The organism is Sphingobium sp. BHU LFT2 (assembly GCF_018604485.1).
GTDB lineage: Bacteria > Pseudomonadota > Alphaproteobacteria > Sphingomonadales > Sphingomonadaceae > Sphingobium > Sphingobium yanoikuyae_A.
Map to the genome: position 1 here is coordinate 1 of NZ_JAFCGW010000030.1, position 23,319 is coordinate 23,319.

General features: G+C 63.7%; 21 protein-coding genes and 1 pseudogene. 10 read left to right on the forward strand and 12 right to left on the reverse strand.

Annotated elements, in window-relative coordinates:
- Positions 1-341, reverse strand: a 341-nt coding sequence (locus JQK15_RS25160) for a sigma-70 family RNA polymerase sigma factor (protein WP_214869122.1), incomplete at its 3' end; no start/stop codon positions are given.
- A 324-nt stretch (positions 342-665) separates the two neighbouring features.
- Positions 666-4,289, reverse strand: coding sequence for an autotransporter domain-containing protein (locus JQK15_RS25165; protein ID WP_251008043.1), 3,624 nt, complete (start codon positions 4,287-4,289; stop codon positions 666-668).
- Positions 4,290-4,673: 384 nt separating this feature from the next.
- On the opposite strand from JQK15_RS25165, the pseudogene JQK15_RS25170 reads away from it, so the two are divergent.
- Positions 4,674-5,000: pseudogene (locus JQK15_RS25170) on the forward strand (DDE-type integrase/transposase/recombinase); the annotation flags it as partial.
- Positions 5,001-5,037: 37 nt separating this feature from the next.
- Here the strand turns inward: JQK15_RS25170 and JQK15_RS25175 are convergent.
- Entirely contained in the window at positions 5,038-5,244 is a 207-nt protein-coding gene (locus JQK15_RS25175) for a ferritin-like domain-containing protein (protein WP_353047271.1), read from the reverse strand.
- A 563-nt stretch (positions 5,245-5,807) separates the two neighbouring features.
- Positions 5,808-5,990 (reverse strand): hypothetical protein, encoded by a 183-nt coding sequence (locus JQK15_RS25180; protein ID WP_214869126.1) that lies wholly within the window; start codon positions 5,988-5,990, stop codon positions 5,808-5,810.
- Between the two features lie 303 nt (positions 5,991-6,293).
- Here JQK15_RS25180 and JQK15_RS25185 point away from each other — a divergent pair, with 303 nt between their 5' ends.
- The 3 genes from JQK15_RS25185 (at position 6,294) to JQK15_RS25195 (ending at position 9,822) form a co-directional block, all read left to right on the forward strand.
- Positions 6,294-6,479, forward strand: a complete 186-nt coding sequence (locus JQK15_RS25185; protein WP_214869171.1) for a hypothetical protein — start codon at positions 6,294-6,296, stop codon at positions 6,477-6,479.
- A 141-nt stretch (positions 6,480-6,620) separates the two neighbouring features.
- Positions 6,621-9,458 carry a PAS domain-containing protein gene (locus tag JQK15_RS25190; RefSeq protein ID WP_214869128.1) on the forward strand — a complete coding sequence of 946 codons (2,838 nt, stop codon included), beginning with the start codon at positions 6,621-6,623 and terminating at the stop codon, positions 9,456-9,458.
- Positions 9,451-9,822, forward strand: a complete 372-nt coding sequence (locus JQK15_RS25195) for a response regulator (protein WP_214869130.1) — start codon at positions 9,451-9,453, stop codon at positions 9,820-9,822. Before JQK15_RS25190 ends, JQK15_RS25195 begins: the two co-directional genes overlap by 8 nt.
- A 53-nt stretch (positions 9,823-9,875) precedes the next feature.
- Here the strand turns inward: JQK15_RS25195 and JQK15_RS25200 are convergent, their stop codons facing one another.
- From JQK15_RS25200 to JQK15_RS25235, 8 genes are all read right to left on the reverse strand, one after another.
- On the reverse strand, positions 9,876-10,235 hold the full coding sequence (locus JQK15_RS25200) for a response regulator (protein ID WP_214869132.1): 360 nt from the start codon (positions 10,233-10,235) through the stop codon (positions 9,876-9,878).
- A 416-nt stretch (positions 10,236-10,651) separates the two neighbouring features.
- Positions 10,652-12,436 (reverse strand): thiamine pyrophosphate-requiring protein, encoded by a 1,785-nt coding sequence (locus JQK15_RS25205; RefSeq protein ID WP_214869134.1) that lies wholly within the window; start codon positions 12,434-12,436, stop codon positions 10,652-10,654.
- Complete coding sequence (locus JQK15_RS25210; RefSeq protein ID WP_214869136.1) at positions 12,433-13,269, reverse strand: DUF4336 domain-containing protein; 837 nt, start codon at positions 13,267-13,269, stop codon at positions 12,433-12,435. Before JQK15_RS25210 ends, JQK15_RS25205 begins: the two co-directional genes overlap by 4 nt.
- Positions 13,270-13,292: 23 nt before the next feature.
- Positions 13,293-15,497, reverse strand: coding sequence for a xanthine dehydrogenase family protein molybdopterin-binding subunit (locus JQK15_RS25215; RefSeq protein ID WP_214869138.1), 2,205 nt, complete (start codon positions 15,495-15,497; stop codon positions 13,293-13,295).
- Positions 15,494-16,474, reverse strand: a complete 981-nt coding sequence (locus JQK15_RS25220) for an FAD binding domain-containing protein (RefSeq protein WP_214869141.1) — start codon at positions 16,472-16,474, stop codon at positions 15,494-15,496. Before JQK15_RS25220 ends, JQK15_RS25215 begins: the two co-directional genes overlap by 4 nt.
- Positions 16,471-16,971, reverse strand: coding sequence for a 2Fe-2S iron-sulfur cluster-binding protein (locus JQK15_RS25225; protein ID WP_214869143.1), 501 nt, complete (start codon positions 16,969-16,971; stop codon positions 16,471-16,473). Before JQK15_RS25225 ends, JQK15_RS25220 begins: the two co-directional genes overlap by 4 nt.
- Positions 16,972-17,188: 217 nt before the next feature.
- Positions 17,189-18,184 carry an SDR family oxidoreductase gene (locus JQK15_RS25230; RefSeq protein ID WP_214869145.1) on the reverse strand — a complete coding sequence of 332 codons (996 nt, stop codon included), beginning with the start codon at positions 18,182-18,184 and terminating at the stop codon, positions 17,189-17,191.
- Complete coding sequence (locus JQK15_RS25235) at positions 18,181-18,390, reverse strand: hypothetical protein (protein WP_214869147.1); 210 nt, start codon at positions 18,388-18,390, stop codon at positions 18,181-18,183. The genes JQK15_RS25230 and JQK15_RS25235 overlap by 4 nt, the downstream gene beginning before the upstream one ends.
- Before the next feature lie 249 nt (positions 18,391-18,639).
- On the opposite strand from JQK15_RS25235, the gene JQK15_RS25240 reads away from it, so the two are divergent.
- From JQK15_RS25240 to JQK15_RS25265, 6 genes are read left to right on the forward strand one after another with little or no spacing between them, the layout of a single operon-like run.
- Positions 18,640-19,509, forward strand: a complete 870-nt coding sequence (locus JQK15_RS25240; protein ID WP_214869149.1) for an SDR family oxidoreductase — start codon at positions 18,640-18,642, stop codon at positions 19,507-19,509.
- Positions 19,510-19,518: 9 nt separating this feature from the next.
- Positions 19,519-19,908, forward strand: a complete 390-nt coding sequence (locus tag JQK15_RS25245; protein ID WP_214869151.1) for a four-helix bundle copper-binding protein — start codon at positions 19,519-19,521, stop codon at positions 19,906-19,908.
- Between the two features lie 19 nt (positions 19,909-19,927).
- Positions 19,928-20,161 carry a hypothetical protein gene (locus tag JQK15_RS25250; RefSeq protein ID WP_214869153.1) on the forward strand — a complete coding sequence of 78 codons (234 nt, stop codon included), beginning with the start codon at positions 19,928-19,930 and terminating at the stop codon, positions 20,159-20,161.
- A 3-nt stretch (positions 20,162-20,164) separates the two neighbouring features.
- Positions 20,165-20,515, forward strand: coding sequence for a hypothetical protein (locus tag JQK15_RS25255; protein ID WP_214869165.1), 351 nt, complete (start codon positions 20,165-20,167; stop codon positions 20,513-20,515).
- A 3-nt stretch (positions 20,516-20,518) separates the two neighbouring features.
- On the forward strand, positions 20,519-21,016 hold the full coding sequence (locus JQK15_RS25260) for a hypothetical protein (protein WP_214869167.1): 498 nt from the start codon (positions 20,519-20,521) through the stop codon (positions 21,014-21,016).
- Positions 21,009-23,006, forward strand: coding sequence for a protein-L-isoaspartate(D-aspartate) O-methyltransferase (locus tag JQK15_RS25265; RefSeq protein ID WP_214869169.1), 1,998 nt, complete (start codon positions 21,009-21,011; stop codon positions 23,004-23,006). Before JQK15_RS25260 ends, JQK15_RS25265 begins: the two co-directional genes overlap by 8 nt.
- The last annotated feature ends 313 nt before the right edge of the window (positions 23,007-23,319 follow it).

The following is a 23,319-nucleotide window of genomic DNA, read 5'->3' on the forward strand; positions in this document are numbered from 1 at the left end:
CGTGCCTCGTCGGGAATGTCCTCAGCGGCCTCCTGCGGAAGTGTCGCCGGCCGTCGGGCGCTACGACACCAGTCGATTGCGCTGTTGCGGGCGATTGTGCACAGCCAGGTGATCGGACTGGCGCGGGCAGCATCAAACCTGTCGGCCCGGTTCCACACCTTGATGTACACATCTTGCAAAATATCCTCCGCCGCTTCCCGGTCAGCGCAGATACGGAGGCAAATACCGAAAAGTTTCGCGGACGTCATGTCATAGACGAGATGGAGAGCGGCACGATCATGAGCCGCCACCTGCCGGAGCGCTTCGATCAGTTTGCTGCGCTCGGTGTCCTCATCTCCCACGCGGGAAGCCTAACATGCTCGCGAAACAATTCAATAATCTGCATTAGGCATGGACCGGAATTTGATCGGCGCTGCGGGAACGATGAAAGCCGCCCAGCGCAATCCATCAGCCGGAACAATTTTTTGGGCGCTCGACAAAATCTGATTGTCGAAAAGTCCTCGCTTGCCCGGAAGAGCAGTCGGTCCGCTCCTGAGCATCAGAAGTTGGCATCTCAACGTCTCAAAAGGGTCAACGGCAGAAACGTGTCCTACTTCGAGAGATATGCCAGGACCCGCCCAAGCGCACGCAACATCCACCCGCTGACTATACGGGTGATCAGGAGGTCAGAAACGCCAGTTCATTCCTGCCTGGAGGCTGTGATTCTGACGGCTCCGCGCCGCCGAACCCTGATAGCCCAGACTGATCTGCACCCGGTCAGCGATCGCAGTGTGCAGGCGCAATTCGCTGGTCAGGCTGTTCCGCGCGATCGGCAGGCCCGCGACCGCGAAACGCTGCCCCTCCAGCGCCGCCTGCACGACAGGCAGGTGATCGCCGAACATATGCTGCCACCCGGCCGACGCACGCAGGGCGAACCGCGCGCTGCCCAGCGCCAGCGCCATTTCGCCACGCGCACCGGTGGTGGCGTAGCTGGTCCGCATCCGGTCAGCTTCCAGTTCCAGAGCGGCGGCTGAACCCGTCTCCTGTCCCCGCCCGACATCGAGGCGGATATGCGCCAGGTTGACGAAGGGTTCGATCAATCCATCCGCCGTCTCGATCCGGTAGGCCGCCTCACCGAAAGCCTGCGCTGTCGTCGCGTGGTAGCGTGCGGCGACCCCGTCGGAAAATCCCGCAAACGCGACGAACCGCTGCGCAGCAACATCCTGCCGCGCAACGCCCAGCCCGCCGCGCAGGGCGATCGACCCGATCGCGCCGCCGCCGTAGACACCCGCATGATAGCTGTCGACATCAGCCTGGCCCTGTCCGCGCATGCGATCGCGATTATGGCCCCCCATCATGCCGAGGCGCAGGCCGCCATCGGGCGCCTGCATCTCGACTCCGACCAGCCCGCCCGACGAGCTTTGCTCCAGCCGGGATGCGTTGCCGTCGCTTCGCCAATAGCTCCAGGCGTCGAGCGCCTGCCCCCAGAAGGCGAGGCCGGGCTGGTCTGCGGCGGGGCCACGCAGCCGATCTAACGTGGCTTCGCGCGCAAGACTGCTGTTCTGTATCAAGGCCGCGCGCAACGACGCATGAAATTCACCGGACAGACGGTCGAAAGCACCTCGCGCGGACGACGCATCGGTCATCAGCACGGCGTCATAGACGACATTGCCCGCCGCCAACCGCTCCATTGCAGCACCGGTTGCCTGCTGGTTGGCGGACTTGGCGACCTGGCTGAATTGGACATCGTTGCGGTCGAGGGTCAGCGTGACCGCATTGGCGGTGTAGCCAAGCCGGGGCGTCAGGAAGGCATAGGTCGAAGTGACCTGATCGAACCGACCCTGAATCCCGCCTGCGGTCAAAATCGTGTAGGTGGACGTGGGCCGATATGTGCCGCCGGCGCCGATATGGGCGACGGTGCCGCCCAATGTCGCGATGCCGATAACGTTGATCCGGTCGGCTGCACTCCCGGCCGGATCAACTTCCACTTCGTAGCGGCTGCCCGACGACAGGTTGAGATCGCCCTGCACGGTGAGGGTTCGGATGCCGGTCCCCGGCGCGATGGTGCCGCCGGGAGCGATACGTACATGGCCCAGAATGCCGCGCCCCCCGAGCACCGTATTGGCCTCCACCGACAGGTGTCCGCCCAGGGTGCTGTCAACGACCAGCCGCCCGAACCGAAGTTGCGTATCGCCGGCAAAGCCCGACGAATTGCCGGTGAGGGTCAGCGTGCCCGATCCGGCCTTTATCAGTCGCCCATTGCCGCTGATCCTGCCCGCGTAGTTGTGGCTGCCGGCGTCATCCAACTGGAGTTCCGCACCTTGGTGCAGGTCAGCGTTGCCGGTGAAGCGGCTTGCGGCTGTTATCAGCCGGCCCTCCTCCAGGTGCCAGTCCAGCGCGCTCGCGCCGGTCAGGGTCAGCACGCCGCTGCCCCGCTTCACCATGATGCCCGCGCCGCTGCCGAGTGCGCCGATCATGCCCGAAAAACTGCCATTGTCCCGTTGATTGAAGATCAGCGTGGCTGCGTTGCGGATGTTGCCACGGATCGAGCGGGTGTCGCCGATCAATGTGCCCGCCTCCACCTCCGTATCGCCAACATAGCTGTTGACGCCCGACAGGAGCAGCGTTCCCTCGTCGCGTTTCGCCAGCGTGGTCGTGCCGGTCAATGCTGCAGCGATCTCGGCCGTCATGCCGCTGTCCCAGTTGCCGCCTGCGCCCACGCGAATGACGGTCCGGTCGCCGCCCGCCAAGGTAAGCTGGCCGCCGGACAGGACATAGCCGTGCACGGCAAACTGCAACCCGCCGGCCGCGACCGGACCCGCGCCATTGTCGATCAGCACCTGGCCGCTGTTGCCTGTGAATATGGCAAAGCCGTTCGCCTTGCCCGCTTCGCTACCGATTCCGTCCTGGCCGGTCCAGTTCGTCGCGCCATTGCGCCATGTGCCGGGGCCACCGTCCACCCATCCATTGGCGTGGCGGGTCGTGTCGCCGCCGTCCCAGAATTGCAGCGGGCGCGTGACCGTGCCGGAGACAAGGTTGACCTGTCCCGCTGTGGCAGTCTGGATCGACAGGGTCGCGCCATCCTGTCCGGGCGGCAGGGTGCCGAGCGCCAATCCTCTGTCGGTCAGGCTGCCCCCATAGTCGAACAATCGATATATGCCATCGCTGAGCGCGGCGGTGTTGGCGACATGCAACGTTCCATCCAGCGTCAGATCACCGGCGACGTCGAACAGGGCTGGATCGCCCGCTGCGCCAAAGTTCGCCTGGACGATCGATCCCGCGCCAAGCGCAAGACTGTCGAGATGGAGCGTTTCCTTCGCAATTCCCATCAGCCGCCCGCCCGACCCGACATCCACTGCCCCTACCCGGCCACTGCCGGCAAGGACGCCTCCGCCCCCGACATGGAGTGCGCCACCCAGCGCGCCATCGACCCGCAGTCTGCTGCCGGTCACATCCGTTCGTCCGGTAAAATCGGAATTGCCCGTCAGCACTAGGGTGCTGTCGCCCTTCACCGCGAAATCGCCGCTGCCCGTAAGGACATAGGGATAGATGGTTTCCGCCCCGGCGAGATCGCCTGCGTCGAAGGTCAAACGACCCGACGCGCCGATTTCCACATTGCCGCCGAAGCCGGTCGCTCCGGCGGCCAGCGCGCCTTCCTCCACTCGCCAGTCAAGCAAGTTGCCGCCGGCCAGCGTCAGCGTGCCTGCTCCACGCTTTTTCATCAAACCCCAGAAGCTGAACACGCCGCTGACGCTCCCGGCAAATACGCCGTCCTGCTGCTGATCAAATATGACCGTCCCGCCATTCTCCAGATTGTTGCGGATGGAATTGGTGTTGCCGATCAGCGTTCCGCCATCGACCCGCGTCGTGCCCTGATAGCTGTTGGCGCCGGTCAGGACGACTGTGCCGAAATCGTTGAAGAAGACGCCGCCGCTTCCGGTCAGTTCAGCGTCGATCCGCGTGGTTGCGCCACCGGTCGAGCGGATCGAGGTATAGGGCCCGCCGTCGAGCTTCAGTTGCCCGCCCGTCAATCGATAGCCGTCCACCAGGAAATGCATGCCGGTCACGGCCGGCGCGCCGTCACGATCGTCGATCGTGACCGTGCCGGCTTCGCCCTGGAAGATGGTGAAGGCAGGGATGGGCCGCATTGGTCCGTTCACGGCGCCATTGCTGTCGGTCCAACTTGGTTCGGTCGCGCTCCAGGTTCCGGAACCGCCATCAATGCTGCCATTGCGGTGTTTGGAAGGATCGCTGCCATCCCAGAAACGAAGCGCCACCTGCGCCTCTCCGGCTTCCGGCAGAAGCAGCATCCCCCCGAGCACGAGCGCAGCGAAGCCGTCGCGCGACCGTTTTCCGGGAATTGCTGTAGTTGGCGCAACCATAACGCGACGTCGCATCGGCACCACCCCTATGCAGATATTGGCCTAGAAGCGCCCGAAGGGCAGCGTCGACGCAATCGCTTTGCGCCGCTGCGGTATCCGAGTGCGAGGAAACGAAAATGCGCTTGCTGCACTACGGGGCGATGCGGCACGTACTTAATAGGCTTCCAACAATCTTGACCCGCAGCAAACTCGGCCGAAGTAATTGAAAGGGAGATAGGTCGGCATGAGTGGCTCAGCATGAACGGCTGTCGGACGATGTCCAGATCGACCAGATTTTGGCCGAGAAGCGCGTCGCCTCAGCTATGCTCGGGTCGGCGGATTGTCGGTTGGCGGGCCAGCAGAACGGTGCATGCCAGTTTCGTCCTCGATGCCCTGGAACAGGTGCTTCACGATCGTCGGCCGGACCATCGAGGCGGTCTCATCCAGCACGGCGATCGCGGGTCGCGATACGTGTCCATCAAGTACACCGAGCGCCTCGCCGAAGCTGGGATCGAGCCGTCGGTCGGCAGCGTCGGCGATAGCTATGACAACACTTTGGCCGAGACGATCAATGGCCTTTACAAGGCTGAGGTGATCCGCAGGCGTGGACCATGGCGCAGCTTCGAAGCAGTCGAATATGCCACGCTCGAATGGGTCGATCCGCCGATCTTGCGCGATGGCTCGGCAATCGGATCAGTCATCGCGAAATCTGGCTGCTCTGTTCGTCGAGCAGGAGATGATAGTCGCGAAAGTGGGCGCTGCTCATGTGCCAATGGAAGTTCTGGGTCTTCACGTAGAGCGCAAAGACATCCGCCAGAAGCGCGCACAGCGCCGCCTCTATATCGCGCGTCGCGGCCTCGGGGAGATCCGTAAGTCCGCTTGTGCGGTCGATCACATGGTTCATCTCTCGTTCCTTTTTCCGGCATGCCCGGGCTGCGACGGCACGGCGGCCGGGATGGACGAGATGGCAGCGGGGCGAGCATTGCAGCCCAACGATAGTTCAGGGAGCGCAAAACCGAAGTTTGGGCCAGTCCTGCATAACTGGCTCACATCCTCACTCGTCCAGCCCCCAACCTTATTGGGGATTCCGCGGCTTAAGTCGCTGCGTCATAATTGCAGGCAATACATCGCGGAAAGCACTATGCTGTGTGGCGCGACGATAAACGTCGTTCCTTTGGCGACGTCCTCCGACAAGTCTCGCCGTTCGACGCTGACAGCGACAGTTGAATTTTCACCGGCGATGGCGGAGGGGCGATAGCGCAAGGCCGGTTCGGCGATTAGGCCAAAACTTCTTTCCATCGGATTTGGCAAGCGATGATTGACACGATGCTTGAGGATCGTTGATCGAGCAGAAAAAAGCCCCGCAGCGAATAAAGAGCGGGGCTAGTTTAGCGAGAGTGACGAGCAAGAGCTTCGTCACCGGCCGCTAGAGCAGGGGTATGTTAAGACGATGTGGCAGATCGACACCTAAGCCATTTCAAGATCTTCGCCCTGTTCAACATCCGCCTCCATTGAGCGAACGTGTTGGAGATAGTTGGCGGCCAGAGCGAGATGTACCCTCTTGGCTGACGGATCGCTGGTCATGTTGGCTTTCCGGATCTCAGTCCTGGCGCGACGCTCATAATAGGCTTTGTCCGAAATTCTGCGCATTTTGCTCCTCCTTGAGTTGAACAAAAGCGACCTCTTTGAGAGGGCGCCATCCCAAGGCGGCGCGCCTCGGGACTGAGTAAAATTACCAAACCGGATGATGATTCTTCAAGGGGGGCGCACGAAAAAGCCCCGCAGCGAATGAACGCGCGGGGCCAGTCCGGGGAGGGCGACGGGGCAAGGGCCACGTCACCATCGCTACAGCATGTTTCGGTTACAAGCGGGCGGCAAGCACAAAAAAAAACGCCGATAGCTGGTCCTGACCGGCCCGCGTCACCCGTTACTGCGCCGGCAAGGGTCGGCAAGGTGGAGGCTGCCTATAACCGAGCGGCCTACATGCCTCGACGGCGCGATCTGGCGCAGCAATGGGCTAACATGCTTATGGATGGCATTTGGGCGAAGCTGCCAGAAATCACCTGTTTCTCGTGCATCAATGGAGATAGCGGCGAGATCTGGGACTTAGCTGCCGTTCGCGCTGAAGCGGGCGAATGACCGCTATATGCCGGGAGCGGACGAAGCGACGGTTGCTTCTCGTGCTACTAGACGCCAACCTCCTTTTCGGATGGAGCGCGCCTGCACGAAGCTGCTCGCGGCTATTGTTAAACCGAGTGGCGTGCGAGGCGTTCAAGGAAGATGGCCGACCAAAGCGAGATGATGAGGCGCCAGCGGGCGCTGGCCGACTTCGGGGACTTCGTACTTGATCACGAAGATTTGGACGAGATCCTCAACGAAGGCTGTCGGCTCATCGCCGAGGCGCTGGTAGCCGACCTGGCGAAGGTGTTGGAGATCGAGCGCGAGAGCAATACGGCCCTCGTGCGCGCGGGCGTCGGCTGGCGACCCGGGATCGTCGGGCACGAGCGGTTCAGCCTGAGCGAGCGCTCATCCGAAGCCTTTGCGATCGAAAGGACGGAACCGGTCATCACCAACGACATCGCGAGTGAGGATCGGTTCGAATTTCCGCCTTTCCTGCGCGAGCATGGCGTCATCGCCATCGTCAACGTGCCGATCCTGCTCCCTGGGCGCAGGCCTTGGGGTGTATTGCAGGTCGACGCACGCGAACCCCGTGAATTCGATCAGGCGAGTATCGAGTTCCTCAAGACCTATTCCATGGTGCTGGGTCCGGTGATCGACCGCATTCTGGTCGCGGCCGAGCGGGAACAGGCGCGCAGTGGACTGGCGGCCCGTGAGGAGCGACAGACTTTCCTGCTCGCGTTGGGCGACGCCATGAGAGCCAAACGCGGAGCCCGTGAAAAGGTCGAAGTCGCGGCCCGATGCCTGGGTGAGCGGCTGAGCGCGACGCGGGTTCTGTTCGCGGAGTTCGACGAAGTGAACGGCATCGCCGACATTTTCGGCGGGTGGTCGGCAGATGGCCTTCCAGCCTTTCCCGCGGTCATGCGGCTGGAGGATCACGAGGGTCCGATTATGGACGACCTTCGCGCTGGTCGCACAGTGCGGATCGACGACGTTCGCCACCTCGTCGACCAACCAGCGTTCGCCGCAGTCGCACAGGTCGGAGTGGGTGCTCTGCTCAGCGTCCCGCTGCTGGTCGACAATAAGCTGCTGGTGAATCTCAGCGTGCATCAGAAGGAGGCACGGCGCTGGACCGACGCCGAGGTTGCCCTTGTCCAGGAAGTCGCGGAGCGGCTGTGGGCGGAGGTCGTCCGCGCCCGCACCGAGATAGCGCTGGGAGCGAGCGAAGAGCGCTATCGCGAGCTGTTCGAGCGGATCGACCAAGGCTTCTGCATCATCGAGGTGATCTTCGATGGCGATGCAGCCGTCGACTACCGGCTTTTGGACGTGAACCCCGCCTTCGAACGCCGGACCGGCATTGCAGACGGCAAAGGCCGTCGCATGCGTGACATCGCACCGGAGCACGAGCAGCACTGGTTCGACATCTATGGAGAAATCGCGCTTACCGGCGAGCCCAGGCGCTTCGAAGCCCGAGCGGACGCGCTGGGCCGCTGGTACAGCGTCTATGCCTTTTGCGTCGACGAGCCGGAGCAGCGGCGTGTGGGCATCCTGTTCGAGGACATCGGGGAGCGCAAACGCGCGGAGGAGGCACTGCGCGAAAGCGAAGAGCGGCTGCGCCAGTTCGGGGAGGCGTCGCAGGACGTCCTCTGGATCCGCGACGCAGAAACAATGCAGTGGAAATATCTGACACCCGCCTTTGAAGCGATCTACGGCCTCAGCCGGGAAGAGGTGCTCACCGGTGACAATTTCCGGTCATGGCTGGAACTAATCGTCCCGGAAGACCGGAACATGGCGGTCGAGAATATACGCCGCGTCCGCCAGGGTGAGCCCGTCACGTTCGAATACCGGATCAGGCGTCCTGTTGACGGCGGGATCCGCTGGCTCCGGAACACCGACTTTCCCATCGCCGGCGAAGACGGCGCAGTGAACTTCATCGGCGGCATCGGCTCCGATATAACAGATTCGAAACGGACGCAGGAGCTGCTTATGCGCAGCGAGGAGCGGCTGCGCAGCGCCGTCGAGGTAGGCCGGCTCGGCCTGTGGGACTGGAACGTCCTTAGCGGCGAGATTCACTGGTCGGACGAGCATTTCCGCATGGAAGGCTATGCGGTTGGCGAGGTGACGCCGAGCTACGAGGCATGGGCGGCGCGCATCCATCCGGATGACCGTCCCGGGGCGGAAGCGGCGTTGCATCACGCCCAGGAAACGCATGAGGAGTTCGATCACGAATTCCGGACTGTTCATCCAGACGGCTCGGTCCGCTGGCTGCATGGGCGGGGCCGCTTCTTCTACGACGAGAGTGCGCAAGCGATCCGGATGGTCGGGGCGATGACCGACACCACGGCGCGGCGCGAATGGGAGGAGCGGCAGCAGGTTCTTGTCGCGGAGCTACAGCATCGGACGCGCAATCTAATGGGCGTGGTCCGATCGATGTCGGACAAGACCGCGCGCGCGAGCGCCGACCTGGCGGACTTCCGCAGCCGCTTCCGCGATCGGCTCGATGCGCTTGCCCGTGTGCAGGGATTGCTCTCCCGCCTCAACGAGCATGATCGCGTCAGCTTCGACGAACTGATCCGCACCGAGCTCACCGCGATGGACGGCGGTTCCGACCGGGTTACGCTCGACGGGCCAGCCGGCATCCGCGTCCGCTCCTCGACAGTTCAGACGCTCGCAATGGCGCTCCACGAGCTTGCCACCAACGCCGTGAAATATGGGGCGCTAGGGCAGCCGCAGGCGCGGCTCGCCGTCACATGGGCGTTCGAACCGGCCGGGCCCGACAACAAGCCCTGGCTCCATATCGACTGGCGGGAGAGCGGGGTCGAGATGCATGCCTCTGGCTCGCGCCCGACTGGCACTGGCCAGGGGCGAGAGCTCATCGAGCACGCCTTGCCCTATCAGCTGAGGGCGAAGACGAGCTATACGCTCGGCTCGGATGGGGTGCATTGCACGATCTCAATGCCTGTTTCGGAGAGCACGACGGAGGTGTCAGCCCATGCCTGAGTCCAGCCTTAGCGGCCTGCGCATTCTCGTGATCGAAGACGAGTATATGCTCGCGGACGATCTCCGAACCGAGCTTGGGGATGCAGGTGCGAGCGTCGTGGGGCCGGTCGGCACGCTTGGGGAAGCGCTAGACCTAATCCGCTCTCAAGCTGAGCTCGACGCTGCAGTCGTGGATGTGAACCTTGGGGGAGAGTCGGGCATTCCCGCCGTGGAAGCCCTAGTCGCACGATCCGTTCCGATTGTCCTCGCCACCGGCTATGACGAAGGCGCCATCCCTGAAAATCTCAGACATCTTCCACGGTGTGAAAAGCCCATCAACATGAGCCGCCTCGCGACGCTGCTCCGCGGAACAGTGGGCATCTGATTGTCGGAACTCGGCTCGGAAGACAGATTCGTCGACGAGCCCCGTAGCGAACACTAAGCGAGTGCTTCGCCAAGTGCTCGCAGGATGGAAGCGTCATTCGCGGGCTTCAATAAGACCGAGTGTGCGCCGTGCGACGCGGGAAGCTCGTTCGGCGCCCCTGTCGTGAAAATGAAGGGTGTGCCCCGCTCTTCAAGACGATGCGCCACGGCCAGCGATGTCTCATCCACGAGGCACAGATCGAGGATGGCGGCATCCGGGGCCCGCTCGAGCGAACTCAGAGCGTCGCCCACGGTTGCAAAAGGCCCAATGATCGTGGCACCGGCCCGCTCGAGGAGCTCTACCAACTCCCGCACCAAGTAATAGTCATCCTCGACCACCAAGATGCGGCGGCCAGCCAATTTGTTGGGACCCATTAATCCGCCTTTCCAAGCACATTAGACGGATAGATGAGGGCGCCTTTCCTCAGCCTGAAGGGGCGCTATTTTTCTGGCAGGGTCATAATAACCTACGTTGGTCGCGACCTGCCAGTTCCCGGACGGTCCGAACGTAGGGATGCAAAACTGGTGCCTGAATGGCGACAAAGGGTCGGCGGCGATGGGCAGGGCTTTGGACAATGCCGTAGCTCTTCGGCGCAGCGGCGAACGGGCTTGCGGGGGTAGATGGGAGTCATCGCCGCTCATCTAAAGGCTGTGCTCAAGGCTGTTGCCAGCTTCTTTCGACCGGGAACAGGACGAAGCGATTTTCGGCAGCAGGGGCAGGCACGCCATGACGGAGGCAAAATCGCCGTATCCGGACCGTCGAGCCGTGGCCAGTTGCCCCTTGTCGCACGCTAACTTTTGATCTCCTGAAAGAGTTGCCGGGCAGTGTCGACCAGAACTGTGCCGACGTTGCGGTCGCCCTTGACCATGGACGTCATGAACCCTTTTGCCTGCTGAAGCGTGAGATGGGGCGGGAATGGAGCAACCGAAGGGTCGGTCCTGACCTCGATGAGGGTCGGGCGGTCAGCAATTAGCGCCTGCTCCCAAGCCGACCCAAGCTGCAACGGGTCGTCGACATAGATCCCGCCGAGCCCCAGCATCTCGGAAAAGCGCGCATAGGGCACATCCGGGATATCCTGTGTCGTTGGATACCGCGGGTTACCTTCCATCACGCGCTGCTCCCAAGTGACTTCATTCAAGTCGCCGTTGTTGAAGACGCACACGACGAAGCGGGGGTCTTCCCAATTGCGCCAGTATTTCTGGACCGTGATGAGTTCAGCCATGTTGTTCATCTGCATCGCGCCGTCGCCCACCAGAGCGATCACCGGTCGTTCGGGATGGGCGAACTTGGCTGCAATGGCATAGGGAACCGCAGCCCCCATCGAGGCAAGTCCACCGGACAAAGAGCCGCGCTGGCCCGCTTGAACCTTCCAGTCGCGCGCGTACCAGTTGGCGCAGGATCCGGAGTCCGAAGTGATGATGGCATCGGACGGGAGCCGCGGCGACATCTCCCAGACCACTCGCTGCGGATTGACGGGGTCGGCCTCGGCCATGGCGCGCTCTTCGAGCGTCTGCCACCATTTCGCGACCTGGCCTTCCACGTCGTCACGCCAAGATCGATCTTCCTTGCGCCGTAAAAGCGGCCTCAGGGCCCGTAGCGTTTCGGCCGCATCGCCGTGGAGGTTGACATCCACGGGATAGCGAAGACCAAGCATTGCGGGGTCGAGGTCTATCTGTACGGCACGCGCCTGACCATCGCCAGGAAGGAACTCCGCCCATGGAAAACCGGTGCCGATCATGAGCAAGGTATCGCACTCGCGCATCAAGTCGGACGAAGGGCGTGTGCCCAACAGACCGATGGCGCCGGTGACGAAAGGCAAGTCGTCCGGCAATACGTCCTTTCCCAGCAGTGCCTTGGCGATGCCTGCTCCCAGCAGATCGGCGATCTCGATCACCTCCGTAGCGCCGCCCCGCGCGCCCGCCCCGATCAGGATGGCAACCTTGGTGCCTGCATTGAGCAGATCGGCGGCACGGGCAAGATCCTGCGGCTGGGGAACGACGATCGGCCGTGCGTAGCCGGTCCCCGACCGTGTGAATCCATGCTGCTGCGCAGGCTCTTCGTACGGCTGGTCCTGCACATCCTTGGGCAGGACGACGGCGGTCACATCGCGCGCAGCCTTGGCGATGCGGATAGCTCGGTCGGTCACATGGCGAAGCTGCGCGGGTGCCGCTACTTCTTGAACATACCCGCACACATCCGCGAACAGCCTATCGAGATTGAGCTCCTGCTGGTAGTTGGCGCCACGAACGGTGCTTTCCGCCTGGCCTGCGATGGCCAGCACCGGGACGTGGTCCAGCTTTGCATCATAGAGGCCCGTAACGAGGTGGGTGGCCCCCGGTCCACCCGTTGACAGGCAGACTCCCAGTTCGCCTGTGAACTTCGCGTGCGCGGTCGCCATGAAGGCGGCCATTTCCTCGTGTCGAACCTGGATGAACTCGATGCCGTTGCCCTCCTTTTCGGCGCGTTGCAGAGCGCCGAGGACCCCATTGATGCCGTCTCCAGAATAGCCGTAGATGCGCGTGACGCCCCAGGCCTTGAGGCGATCGACGAAGAAGTCGCTGGTCTTGCCGGTCACATGATATCTCCTGTCCAGCGGAAGGCATTGCGCAGCTTGCAAGCGGCCTCCTCCTCGAAGGGAACGCCGTGGGCGAAAAGGACGCGCTCGGGATTCAGTGCGATCATTCGTTTGATGGCGGACCTGGCCTCGGCCCCCCCAAGCCGCAGGGCGGTTCGGACATGGTGCGCGGTCGTCGCGTGCATGCCGCCCGCCAATCGAGCCATGATGCGCGTTATCGGCGGCAGCTTGGCAGGTTCCAGATTCTGGATCGTGTCGCACAGGATGAGCGTTCGGCTCGCCTTGTGGAACAGGTAGCTTTCGCAGAACAGATTGCCACCGCGTAGCAGGCCCTGCTCAACCTCATCTTGCCAGGCTGAGGGGGCAAGATCCTGAAGATCGGCGTCGATCCGCACCTCCGACATGCGAACTTGCGCGCGATCGCGGAGACCCGGCACCGCCCATGTCTTGGCATCGGGGTAGGCCTGCTGCCAATCCGACAGGTGCGTCCAGTGCGCAGTCGTGGGGGCCAGCAGGTGGCGGACAGTCCCAAGATCTCCCAGCGCCGCTTTCAGTTCTGGCGTGCAGGCGACTGGCGAGTGGAGCATCAGCGCTCCACCTTCGAGGCGCACGACGGTCATGCGAATGGGAAGCGACATGCCGCTTGCCACCATCGTGTCGTCGACGATCCAAAGATCCTTCGCCAGCGCTTTCGGGATGCCAAGCGGAGGGTAACCGACACGGTCGGGTGTGGAGGACCATGAGCGCAAGGACCACCACCGGTAGAGGGTAACAAGACCCGTTCCGCCGACAGCCGCGCTTGTCGCCAATGCGATCTTTCGACTGCGATGCATGCGTAAACTCCCTTGTCCGCCGATCACACGTCAGGCAGGCCAGCCAGCACCTTGTCCGGTGTGATTGGAAAGCTGCGGGCGCGCACACCACAGGCGTTGTAGATTGCGTTGGCGATGGCGCCTGCCGCCCCGCAGATGCCCAGTTCGCCAACGCCCTTCGATTGCAGCGGGCTACCGGCCGGATCACGCTCTTCCACCAGGACCACCTCGAGGTGCGGCACGTCGAGGGTCACTGGAACGTGGTACTCGGCAAGATCGGGATCGACGATGTGGCCGTCACGAGGATCGAAGGTGAGCTCCTCGGTCAATGCGCTGCCGATGCCCCAAACCATCCCGCCCATGCATTGCGACGTGGCCGTCTTGGCGTTGAGCACACGGCCGAGGGAGAACGCGCCCGTGAAGCGACGCACGCGGACCTCACCGGAATAGGCATTCACACCGACCTCGGCGAAAAACGCGCCGTACATGGCGGCGGAAAACGCCTCGGTGATCTTGCCGGGCTTGAAGTGGCCGACCTCGACCAAGTCCTCGCCACCCAGCAGATCGGCGAACGTGACCTTGCGGTTGCCGGACAAGGCGTTCCCGTCCTTCAGCGTAAGCGCAGCCTCGTCGCAGCCCAGCTTCGCAGCCAACGCCGCTCGGATACCTTCGCAGGCCTCGAACACCGCCGAGCCAGTGGAGCACGCGCCCCAGCTTCCCCCCGAACCGGAGCCTGGCGGAAAGCGTGTGTCGCCGAGGCGCACAGCGATAGCGTCAGGACTTAGCCCGAGCATCTCGCCCGCGATCTGTCCAAGCACCGCATACGTGCCGGTACCGATGTCCGTCATGTCGCTGGCGACTTCGGCCGTGCCGTCCGCCTTCAGGGTAATGCGGGCATAGGCTTCGTTGAGGTTGTGCACGCGAGTCGCCGTCGCCATGCCGGTGCCGATCCACCACTCGCCTTCGCGCCGCATGCAGGGCTTGCGCGGGCCTGCATCCCAGCCGAAGCGCTCGGCGCCGCGACGCAGGCACCCCTCCAGTTTGCGCGAGCTATAGGGGATGCCCTCGCTTGGGTGCTTCTCGGGGATGTTGCGCAGCCTGAGTTCGACGGGGTCGATGCCGCTCGCCTGCGCCAGTTCGTCCATCGCCGCTTCGAGGACCTGCATTCCCACCGCCTCGCCCGGCGCGCGCACCGAGCCGGCGGTCACGCGGTGGATGCGGCCAAGTTGCAGGTCGAGGACGCGGTTCTCGCCCGCGTAGAGAAACTCGCTTGCCTGTAACACCGGCTCGGCAAATTTCTCTCCCGGCAAGTTGGTGACCCAAGCCTCGTGCCCAAAGCCGCTCAGACGGCCCTGATCGTCCGCGGCCAGTCGCACGCGCTGCCGCGTCTCCGATCGGCGCATCACGCACTGGAACACCTGCTGGCGCAGCATGACCACGCGCACCGGCCGCTTCAAGGTGATCGCCGCCACGGCCGCGGCCACGCCTTCCGGGCTGATGCCGAGCTTGGATCCGAACCCCCCGCCCACATAGGGCGAAACCAGTCGGACCTGTTCGGGCCCGAGCCCCAGAGCATCGGCCAGTTCCTTGCGGTTGAAGCGCAGCATCTGCAGGCTTGAATGGAGCGTCAGCGTTTCGCCATCCCATTCGGCGATGCTGGCGTGCGGCTCCATCGCTGCGCTGTTGTGGCCCTCGGTGGTGTAGGTTACATCGACAGCGTGCGCGGCTTCGCGCATCGCCTTCTCGAGATCGCCCTGGACGGTCGGCTCCTCGAATGGTTCGAAGGCGATCGCCCGGTCCTGCGCGTCCACCGTGGCGCTGGCATCTTCGCTATACACGACCCGCAAGTGCTTGGCAGCGTGCCGCGCCTGCTCGAAGGTTTCCGCAACGACTAGCGCGATCGGTTGGCCGTAGTACTGCACTTCCCGCACCTTGCGTACCGGAGACTTGCCCGCGCCGCCCTGCGCCGCGGGGGCAGTCATCCGATCGTCGCTGATGACCGCTATCACGCCTGGCAGATCCCGGACGGAGGCCTCATCGATCAGCGTAACCTCGCCCTTGGCGATCGTGGCCGTGACGAGGACACCTTCGATGCGGCCATCAATGCGATATTCGGCAGCGTAAGTGGCCGTGCCCGAGGTCTTGAGCGGACCTTCCGGCCGGTCGAGTGGCCGCCCGATTATGCCTTGCGCCATGGCGTCGAGCCGATTGCGCTCGTCCGGCGCGTCCATGATGTAGGAACGGGTCATGCCTGTTCTCCCGTCGCTTCGCGCAGCACGGCCTTGAGCACGCGGCGCGTCATCGCGATCTTGAAGTCGTTGTGCCCGTACCCGCGTGCGCCATCGAGCAGGAGATCTGCCGCCTCGTCGAACAGCCCGTCGGTGGGCGTGCTGTCCGTCAACAGGTCGTTGACGCGCATATCGTGCCAGGGCTTATGGGCGAGCCCGCCGAAGGCCAGCGAGGCGTTCACGATCCGGTTCCGTTCCATTTTCAGCACACCGGCGATCGACACGAGTGCGAAGGCGTAAGACGCGCGGTCGCGAACCTTGCGATAGATCTGGGTGCCGCCGACGGGCGCGGGCAGGGTCACCGCGGTGATGATATCGCCAGGTTCCAGCACGGTATCGCGCTCCGGTGCTTCGCCCGGCAGACGATGAAACTCGCGAACCGGGATGGTGCGTATGGTGCCGTCGGGCCCTGTCACCTCGACTTGCGCACCGAGCGCAGAAAGCGCGACCGCCATGTCGCCGGGGTACGTCGCGATGCAGCTTTCGCTGGCGCCAAGGATGGCATGAATGCGGTTTGCCCCACCCAGCGCGCCACACCCGCTGCCGGGGTCACGCTTGTTGCAGGGCTGGTCGCGATTGTAGAAGTAGTAGCACCGGGTCCGCTGGCACAAGTTGCCACCGGTCGTGGCCTTGTTCCTCAACTGGAACGTCGCGCCGGCAAGGATCGCCCGGGCAAGCACCGGATAGTCGCGGCGGACGCGCAGATCGGCAGCACAGGCGCTGTTCGTTACCAGAGCGCCGATGCGAAGCCCGTCGCCCGCCTCTGCGATCTCCCCAAGGGCAAGGCGGTTGATGTCGACGACGATTTCGGGAGCCTCAATCTCCAGCTTCATCAGGTCGAGCAGGTTGGTCCCGCCAGCGATAAGTTTCGCGCCGCCGCGCGTCTGCTCGCAGGCATGGGGCACCGCCTCGGCGCGACTATAGGTGAAGGCCTTCATCGCGCCACCTCCAGCACTTCGGCAATGGCAGCGACGATGTTCGAGTAGGCACCGCAGCGACACAGGTTACCGCTCATCCGCTCGCGTATCTCCTCTGCGGTGAGAGTCGGGGGCCCGGAGAGGTCGGCGCTAACGAAGCTTGCCCAGCCGTTCGCGGCTTCATCGATCATGGCCTTGGCCGAGCAGATTTGGCCGGGCGTGCAGTAGCCGCACTGGTAGCCGTCGTGCCGCACGAAGGCCGCCTGAAGCGGATCGAGGTCGTCAGGGCTGCCGAAGCCCTCGATCGTCGTCACTGCGTCGCCTTCGTGCATAATGGCTAGGGTGAGGCAGCTGTTGATGCGCTGGTCGTTGACCAGCACCGTGCATGCGCCGCATTGACCGTGATCACAGCCCTTCTTGGTCCCGGTGAGGCCGCAATCCTCGCGCAGGAAGTCGAGCAGCGTGGTTCGTGGATCACCTGTGAAATCGTGATCCGTTCCGTTGATCGTCAGTGGCATTCTTCCCTCGCAAGCGGTAGGTGACCTCGTCGAGCAACGAGGTTCAGGGGCATGGCGATCGTGAGGACCGGAACCCAGCCAACCTCTTGGCGACGAATTCGTCGTTGCTGACCAGCGCGGATTTCTTTGGCTAGCTCTTCCTCTTCCAGCCCTCCATCGGCAGCTACAGCCGTTGGAACAGAAGGCGCGGGCATCTCGAAGGTCGGATCATCCGGGATCATTCGCGGTGCACCGTTCTGCGCATCATGAGTGCTGCGCCGCCGAGCGCGAGTGCGCTCAAAACGGCCATGGTCGCGATCCCGGGGCGCCTCTTAGACGACGAGCGAAGGCCGCCATCGATGCGTGCACCATCGCCAGGTGGCGTCAGCACATTGCCGTCGGTGTGCGGCGCTGGCTCCGCTTGAGCGAAATAGCGCTCGAACCCCGCCTTGATGCCGCGCGCGTTCAGCGAGGGCGAGATGAAGTGGCTTAGCCGCGAAGCCCAACTTGGCGCCCCGAGAATGACGCTCGATCGCGGATGATCCGCAAGGCGCACGACGGCGGCAGCGACGGTTCGCGGATCGAGAAGCGGCGGCGGCGCGGAAAGCGCCTTGCCAGTAAAGTTTCCGGCGTGGCGGATCGCCGGCGTATCGACGAAGGAAGGATAGACGTCGCAGATGTGGACATCCGGGTAGTCGGCAAGCTCCGCACGCAGCGCCTCCGAGAATCCCTTGAGGCCGAACTTGCTCGCAGAATAGGCGGCAGCAAAGGGCGCCGCCGCAAAGCCCCCGAGCGAGATCATGTTCACGAAGACGCCACGACCCTGCTCGATGAAGATCGGCAGAGCGGCATGCGCATCGTTCATATGGCCGATGAGGTTCGAACGGACGATCTGATCGTGGGTTGCCATCGGCACGTCCAGGAACTTGCCCACCGCCCCGACGCCGACATTGCTGAACCAGAGGTCGATGTGGTCGGCGAATTCACGGGCTGTGCTTGCCAGCGTGCGAACCGCCTCTGCGTCGCCGACGTCGGTCGGCACGACCAGCACTTGCGCACCCGCGTCGCGGCAATGCGCGGCCACCGTCTCAAGATCCTCCCGGCTGCGCGCAGCAAGCACCAGTTTCCAACCAGCTACCGCGAAGGCTTCCGCGGTTGCCTGGCCGATCCCGCTGGACGCACCGGTGATGACTGCGGTGCGACGGCGGTCCTCAGGGGCGTTCGGCCTACTCACGGATTGGTACGGGCGAGGCGGTCGGGATCGACGCTGCCGTCCGCTTGGGGATCATTCTGGACATCGCCCTCGATGGTGTTATCGCCTTCCGCAACGTCGAGTTCCTCTCCCGACGTATAGGCACCCTTGGATTGGCCTATGCCGGGGTCTTCCTCGAGATCTTCGTCCTGCTTGGGCCCTGCGATGCCTTGCTCGGTGTCCGCCATGGTGAACTCCTTCGCGCTTCGATGCTTCTTCGAGGCAACCGGACTGCAGGCCGAGAGTTCCGCGAGGGACGAGCAAAAGGTCGCTTTACGCGCCCAGACGAGCGCACCACTGATCCATGTGATTCAGCTGCGCCGGTAATCACATTGGCAGCACGGTTCAGCTGCAATCAACCTCTCTGGGCTCCTGTCGCGGGAACAGCGCCGCTCGGGAGGTGCTTCTTGGTCGAGTGCACCAAGGAGTATCCCGTAATGAGCGATGAAGCCCTCGAAGCGGTAAAGCCGCCTCTCCCGGAACAGCAACAGCAAGTTCCCGGCAAAACCGAAGACATGGATCCGCTTCCCGACCATGGTGAAGAGACGTACCGGGGGTCGGGTCGGCTCGACGGCAAAAAGGCGATCATCACCGGCGGCGACAGCGGCATTGGCCGCGCAGTGGCAATTGCTTACGCTCGCGAAGGTGCAGACGTGCTCATCGCCTATCTTAATGAAGACGACGACGCACAGGAGACCGCGCGCTGGATCGAAGAGGCGGGACGTCAGGCGGTGCTCGTTTCCGGCGACATCAGCAGCGCCGACCATTGCCGCACCATCATCGACAAAGCGGTCGAAGCGTTCGGGCGTATTGACATTCTCGTGAACAACGCCGCTCACCAGATGACCTATGAGCAGCTTGAGGATATCCCGGACGAGGAGTGGGACAAGACCTTTGCCACCAACATCCACGCGATGTTCTATCTGGCCAAGGCCGCGTTGCCGCATATGCGCGAGGGTAGCGCCATCATCAACACGACGTCGATCAACGCCGACACGCCCAAGCCGACCCTGCTACCCTATGCCACGACCAAGGGCGCGATCCAGAACTTCACCGGCGGGCTGGCGCAGCTGCTCGGCGAGAAGAAAATCCGTGTGAACTGCGTTGCACCCGGGCCGGTCTGGACCCCGCTCATTCCGTCCACCATGCCGCCAAACCAGGTGAAGGAGTTCGGCAAGAACACGCCGCTCGGGCGACCGGCGCAGCCCAAGGAACTCGCGCCAGCCTATGTAATGCTCGCTACCGACGAGGCGAGCTATGTGTCCGGGGCCACTATCGCCGTCACCGGCGGCAAGCCGATCATCTAGGAGGCCGCCATGTCCATTCACAAGATGATCGCGCTCCACCCCGATGTGGGCGAGGATTTTAATGAAACGCTCGCGACCGCGGCGCGCCACGCGACGTTCTGCTCGGAAATGTGCACCTCTTGCGCCGACGCCTGTGTCGCCGAGAAGATGGATATGGCGCAGTGCATCCGCTCGTGCCTCGACTGCGCAGATGTGTGCGCTGCGACAGGCCGGCTCGCAATCCGGCGGACGGCGCAGAATGTCGAGACGTTGCGGCTGATGCTCGAGACCTGCGCGAGGGTGTGCGAGCTGTGCGCGGAAGAATGCGCACGCCATGAGCATGAGCATTGTCAGCTCTGCGCGGAGATGTGCCGTGAGTGCGCGGCCGACTGCCGCAAAGCGCTTCCGACCGTTCAGTAATCGAAAATGGAGAGAGAGAATGCGCGAAAATAGCGGACAGGGGGATGCGGAGAACAACCTGCGCGACCCGACCCTGAAGGAGCATGAGGCTGAGGGCGCCCATCGCCAGCCAACCCACGAGCCCGGCGAGGAAGCGGAGATCGGCAGCAATGCCCGCGCCGTGGGAGAAGAGCCGTCACCCGACGATCGCGCCTGCGGCGAGACGTCCCGCGCGGACAAGGCGCCGCCGGCGGGCCCTTATCCGAAGTCCTGAACGATGCCAGTCACGGGCTGGAAACTGGATCCGAAGGAGCGGGCGCAGCTGCTCGAACGATTTCCGCCAATTTGGCCCGACGTGATCGCTGATCATGTCCCGCTGAAGGCGGGTGCGTCGGCCAATGAGCCGCTGCCCGTACAAGCGGCTGCCGAGATCGTCGGGAGCGTCGATGATGGCGAAGGCCTACAGGCGTTGATCGTCTCGATCGACGGCAGCACCTATCACATTACCTGGTCGCTTGACCAAAGCCGGGGCCGCAAGGCCGTCCAGAGCAATGACGTGATCACCGAACGGGGTTGGGAGCCATTGCCCGCGCCGGTTCCAATCCCTATCGAACCGGCGAGGTTTTAGCTGGTGCAGCTGTATCTCGACTGCGACGGCGATCTGGCCGACTTCGCTCGCGGCGCAACCGAGCTGCTCGGCATGCCGCCGCGTGTTTTCGAGAAGCGTCGCGGTCTCCCGGCCTTCGGGCGGGAGATCGCCCGCCATCCGGACTTCTATGGCACTCTGCCGCTGATGCCGGATGCGATGATCCTGTTCGAAGCGGTGCGGCAGCTGGATCCCATCATCCTGACTGGCCTGCCGCGCGGCAAATGGGCTGCCCCGCAGAAGGTGCGCTGGGCGGCCGAGCATTTCCCGGGCACGCGCATTCTGACAGTGATGGCGGTCGATAAGCGCAATCGCTACCGGTCCGGAGACATCCTCGTCGACGATCAGCTGAAGAACGCCCATCTCTGGCAGGACGCCGGCGGCACCTTCGTACATCACCGCAGCGCCGAGCAGACCCTCGCCGAACTGAGCGCGCTCGGTATGCCGGTGATGGCCGCTCCAGCGGATACGGCTCATGGCTGAGTTCGCGGAACAGCGGGACCGGATGGTCGATGTCCAGCTTGCCCGTCGCGGCATCCGCGATGAAGCGGTGCTCGCCGCCATGCGGGAGGTCCCCCGCGAGCGTTTCGTGTCGGAAGGCATGGAGGAGTTCGCCTATGAGGACGCTCCGCTGCCGATCGATGCTGGGCAGACGATCTCCCAGCCTTACATCGTTGCGGCCATGATCGAAGCGGCGGAGATCGAGCCGGGTGATCGCGTGCTCGAGGTCGGCGCAGGATCGGGCTATGCGGCTGCCGTCATCAGCCGCATCGCAAAGCACGTGTTCGCCATCGAGCGGCACGAGGTGCTGGGCCACGCAGCGCGCAAGCGGCTGGAGGGGCTCGGATACTGCAACGTCGAGCTGCGCATCGGCGATGGCACGCTCGGGCTGCCCGATAAGGCACCCTTCGACGCGATTCTGGTTTCAGCCGGCGGTCCCGAGGTGCCGCGCGCGCTCAAGGAGCAGCTTAAGGTCGGCGGCGCTCTCGTGGTGCCGGTGGGCGACGCGGGCGAGCAATCGCTGTGCAAGATCACCCGCACGGGCACCGGCAGCTACGCGGAGGAGGATCTCGGCGCGGTCCGGTTCGTGCCGCTGATCGGCGCGCAGGGTTGGGCCGAGGACGGGCGTCGCTCGGCGGCGAACCATCTGCCTGGGGCGTCACGGGACCTCAGCCTACCGGACATGATCGGTGAGGCAGCCGAGCCGCTTCCCGACTTCGACGATCCGGCGTTCGGAGCGCTGTTCGATCGCTTCGCGGACCGCCGCGTAGTCCTGCTGGGCGAAGCGAGCCACGGCACGGCCGAGTTCTACCGCGCTCGCGCCGCGATCACGCGGCATCTCATCGAGCATCATGGCTTCACGATCGTTGCGGTCGAGGCCGATTGGCCCGACGCCGAGGCATTGGACCGCTACGTGCGGCATCGCCCCCGGCGGACTTCCGTCGAACCGCCGTTCCAGCGTTTTCCGACCTGGATGTGGCGCAACACCGAAATCGCGTCCCTGACTGAATGGATGCGCAGGCACAACGAAGTCGTTGCCGACATGGATCGCAGGGCAGGCTTTTACGGGCTGGACATGTACAACATGCACGGCTCGATCGCGGCCGTGCTCGACTATCTCGATCGGGTCGATCCCGACGCCGCGGCCACCGCCCGCGAGCGGTACGGCTGCCTCACCCCTTGGCAGAAGGACCCCGCCACCTATGGCCGCTCAGCGCTCCGCCGCGGCTATGCCGAATGTGAGACGGCTGTGATCGAGCAGTGCCGAGCGCTGCTCGCGCGGCAATCGGACTACGCGCAGGCCGATGGCGACAGCTTCCTGGATGCGGCGCAGAACGCGAGGCTGGTCGCCTCGGCCGAGCGCTATTACCGCATCATGTATTACGGCGGTGCCGAGAGCTGGAATCTGCGCGACACGCACATGTTCCAGACGCTCGAGAACATCCTCGAAGCAAAGGGCCGCGACGCCAAGGCGATCGTCTGGGCGCATAACAGCCACATCGGCGATGCCCGCCATACCGACATGGGCGCCGTTCGCGACGAACTCAACATCGGCCAGCTCTGCCGCCAACGGTTCGGCCGCGACACGGCGCTGATCGGCTTCGGCACGCATACCGGCACCGTCGCCGCCGCGACCGACTGGGACGGCGACATGGAGGTGAAGCGCGTGCTGCCCTCGCGCCGAGACAGCTATGAGCGGCTATGCCACGATGCGGGCAAGCCGCGCTTTCTGCTCGACCTCTCAGCCGGCAAGCACGATGCCTTGCGGCGCCGGCTCGCGGAGCCGCGCCTGGAGCGTTTCATCGGGGTCATCTATCGCCCGGACACCGAACTCTGGAGCCATTACTCCGAGGCGGTTCTGTCAGAGCAGTTCGACGCCTATGTCTGGTTCGACGATACGGAGGCGCTGACGCCGCTTGGGCCGGAGCACCAAGGGACCGGCGTTTCGGACACCTATCCCTTTGGCGAGTAGCGGCCCACCGCGATTGTAGAACTGACGGCGCGAGCAGACGAGCCTTACGAAGAGCAACGGTCACGGCTTCGGCTTTCCAAAACGGCAGTTAATCCGAGGCTTGTTGGTCCCTGCCGATTACCGCCAAACAGGTGAAAGCCGTTATGTCAGCTGCCAGCAAATCCGGTCGTTCATGCGTCAGCACCACAATGACGTAAGTTGGTCGCGACCTGCCGCTTAGCGGATGAGGTGGATGGCTCCCGCTCACGGCATCTGAGTGCCATGATGGGTTTGCTGTCATGCAACCCGAGCAGAGGAGCCACCCGCCATGAAG

Excerpts from the sequence above, each read along its gene's own strand:
- JQK15_RS25165 (WP_251008043.1), bottom strand. The coding sequence starts at position 4,289 with ATGCTGCTTCTGCCGGAAGCCGGAGAGGCGCAGGTGGCGCTTCGTTTC.
- JQK15_RS25175 (WP_353047271.1), bottom strand. The coding sequence starts at position 5,244 with ATGAACCATGTGATCGACCGCACAAGCGGACTTACGGATCTCCCCGAG.
- JQK15_RS25180 (WP_214869126.1), bottom strand. The coding sequence starts at position 5,990 with ATGCGCAGAATTTCGGACAAAGCCTATTATGAGCGTCGCGCCAGGACT.
- JQK15_RS25190 (WP_214869128.1), top strand. The coding sequence starts at position 6,621 with ATGGCCGACCAAAGCGAGATGATGAGGCGCCAGCGGGCGCTGGCCGAC.
- JQK15_RS25195 (WP_214869130.1), top strand. The coding sequence starts at position 9,451 with ATGCCTGAGTCCAGCCTTAGCGGCCTGCGCATTCTCGTGATCGAAGAC.
- JQK15_RS25200 (WP_214869132.1), bottom strand. The coding sequence starts at position 10,235 with ATGGGTCCCAACAAATTGGCTGGCCGCCGCATCTTGGTGGTCGAGGAT.
- JQK15_RS25210 (WP_214869136.1), bottom strand. The coding sequence starts at position 13,269 with ATGCATCGCAGTCGAAAGATCGCATTGGCGACAAGCGCGGCTGTCGGC.
- JQK15_RS25215 (WP_214869138.1), bottom strand. The coding sequence starts at position 15,497 with ATGACCCGTTCCTACATCATGGACGCGCCGGACGAGCGCAATCGGCTC.
- JQK15_RS25220 (WP_214869141.1), bottom strand. The coding sequence starts at position 16,474 with ATGAAGGCCTTCACCTATAGTCGCGCCGAGGCGGTGCCCCATGCCTGC.
- JQK15_RS25225 (WP_214869143.1), bottom strand. The coding sequence starts at position 16,971 with ATGCCACTGACGATCAACGGAACGGATCACGATTTCACAGGTGATCCA.
- JQK15_RS25235 (WP_214869147.1), bottom strand. The coding sequence starts at position 18,390 with ATGGCGGACACCGAGCAAGGCATCGCAGGGCCCAAGCAGGACGAAGAT.
- JQK15_RS25240 (WP_214869149.1), top strand. The coding sequence starts at position 18,640 with ATGAGCGATGAAGCCCTCGAAGCGGTAAAGCCGCCTCTCCCGGAACAG.
- JQK15_RS25245 (WP_214869151.1), top strand. The coding sequence starts at position 19,519 with ATGTCCATTCACAAGATGATCGCGCTCCACCCCGATGTGGGCGAGGAT.
- JQK15_RS25250 (WP_214869153.1), top strand. The coding sequence starts at position 19,928 with ATGCGCGAAAATAGCGGACAGGGGGATGCGGAGAACAACCTGCGCGAC.
- JQK15_RS25255 (WP_214869165.1), top strand. The coding sequence starts at position 20,165 with ATGCCAGTCACGGGCTGGAAACTGGATCCGAAGGAGCGGGCGCAGCTG.
- JQK15_RS25265 (WP_214869169.1), top strand. The coding sequence starts at position 21,009 with ATGGCTGAGTTCGCGGAACAGCGGGACCGGATGGTCGATGTCCAGCTT.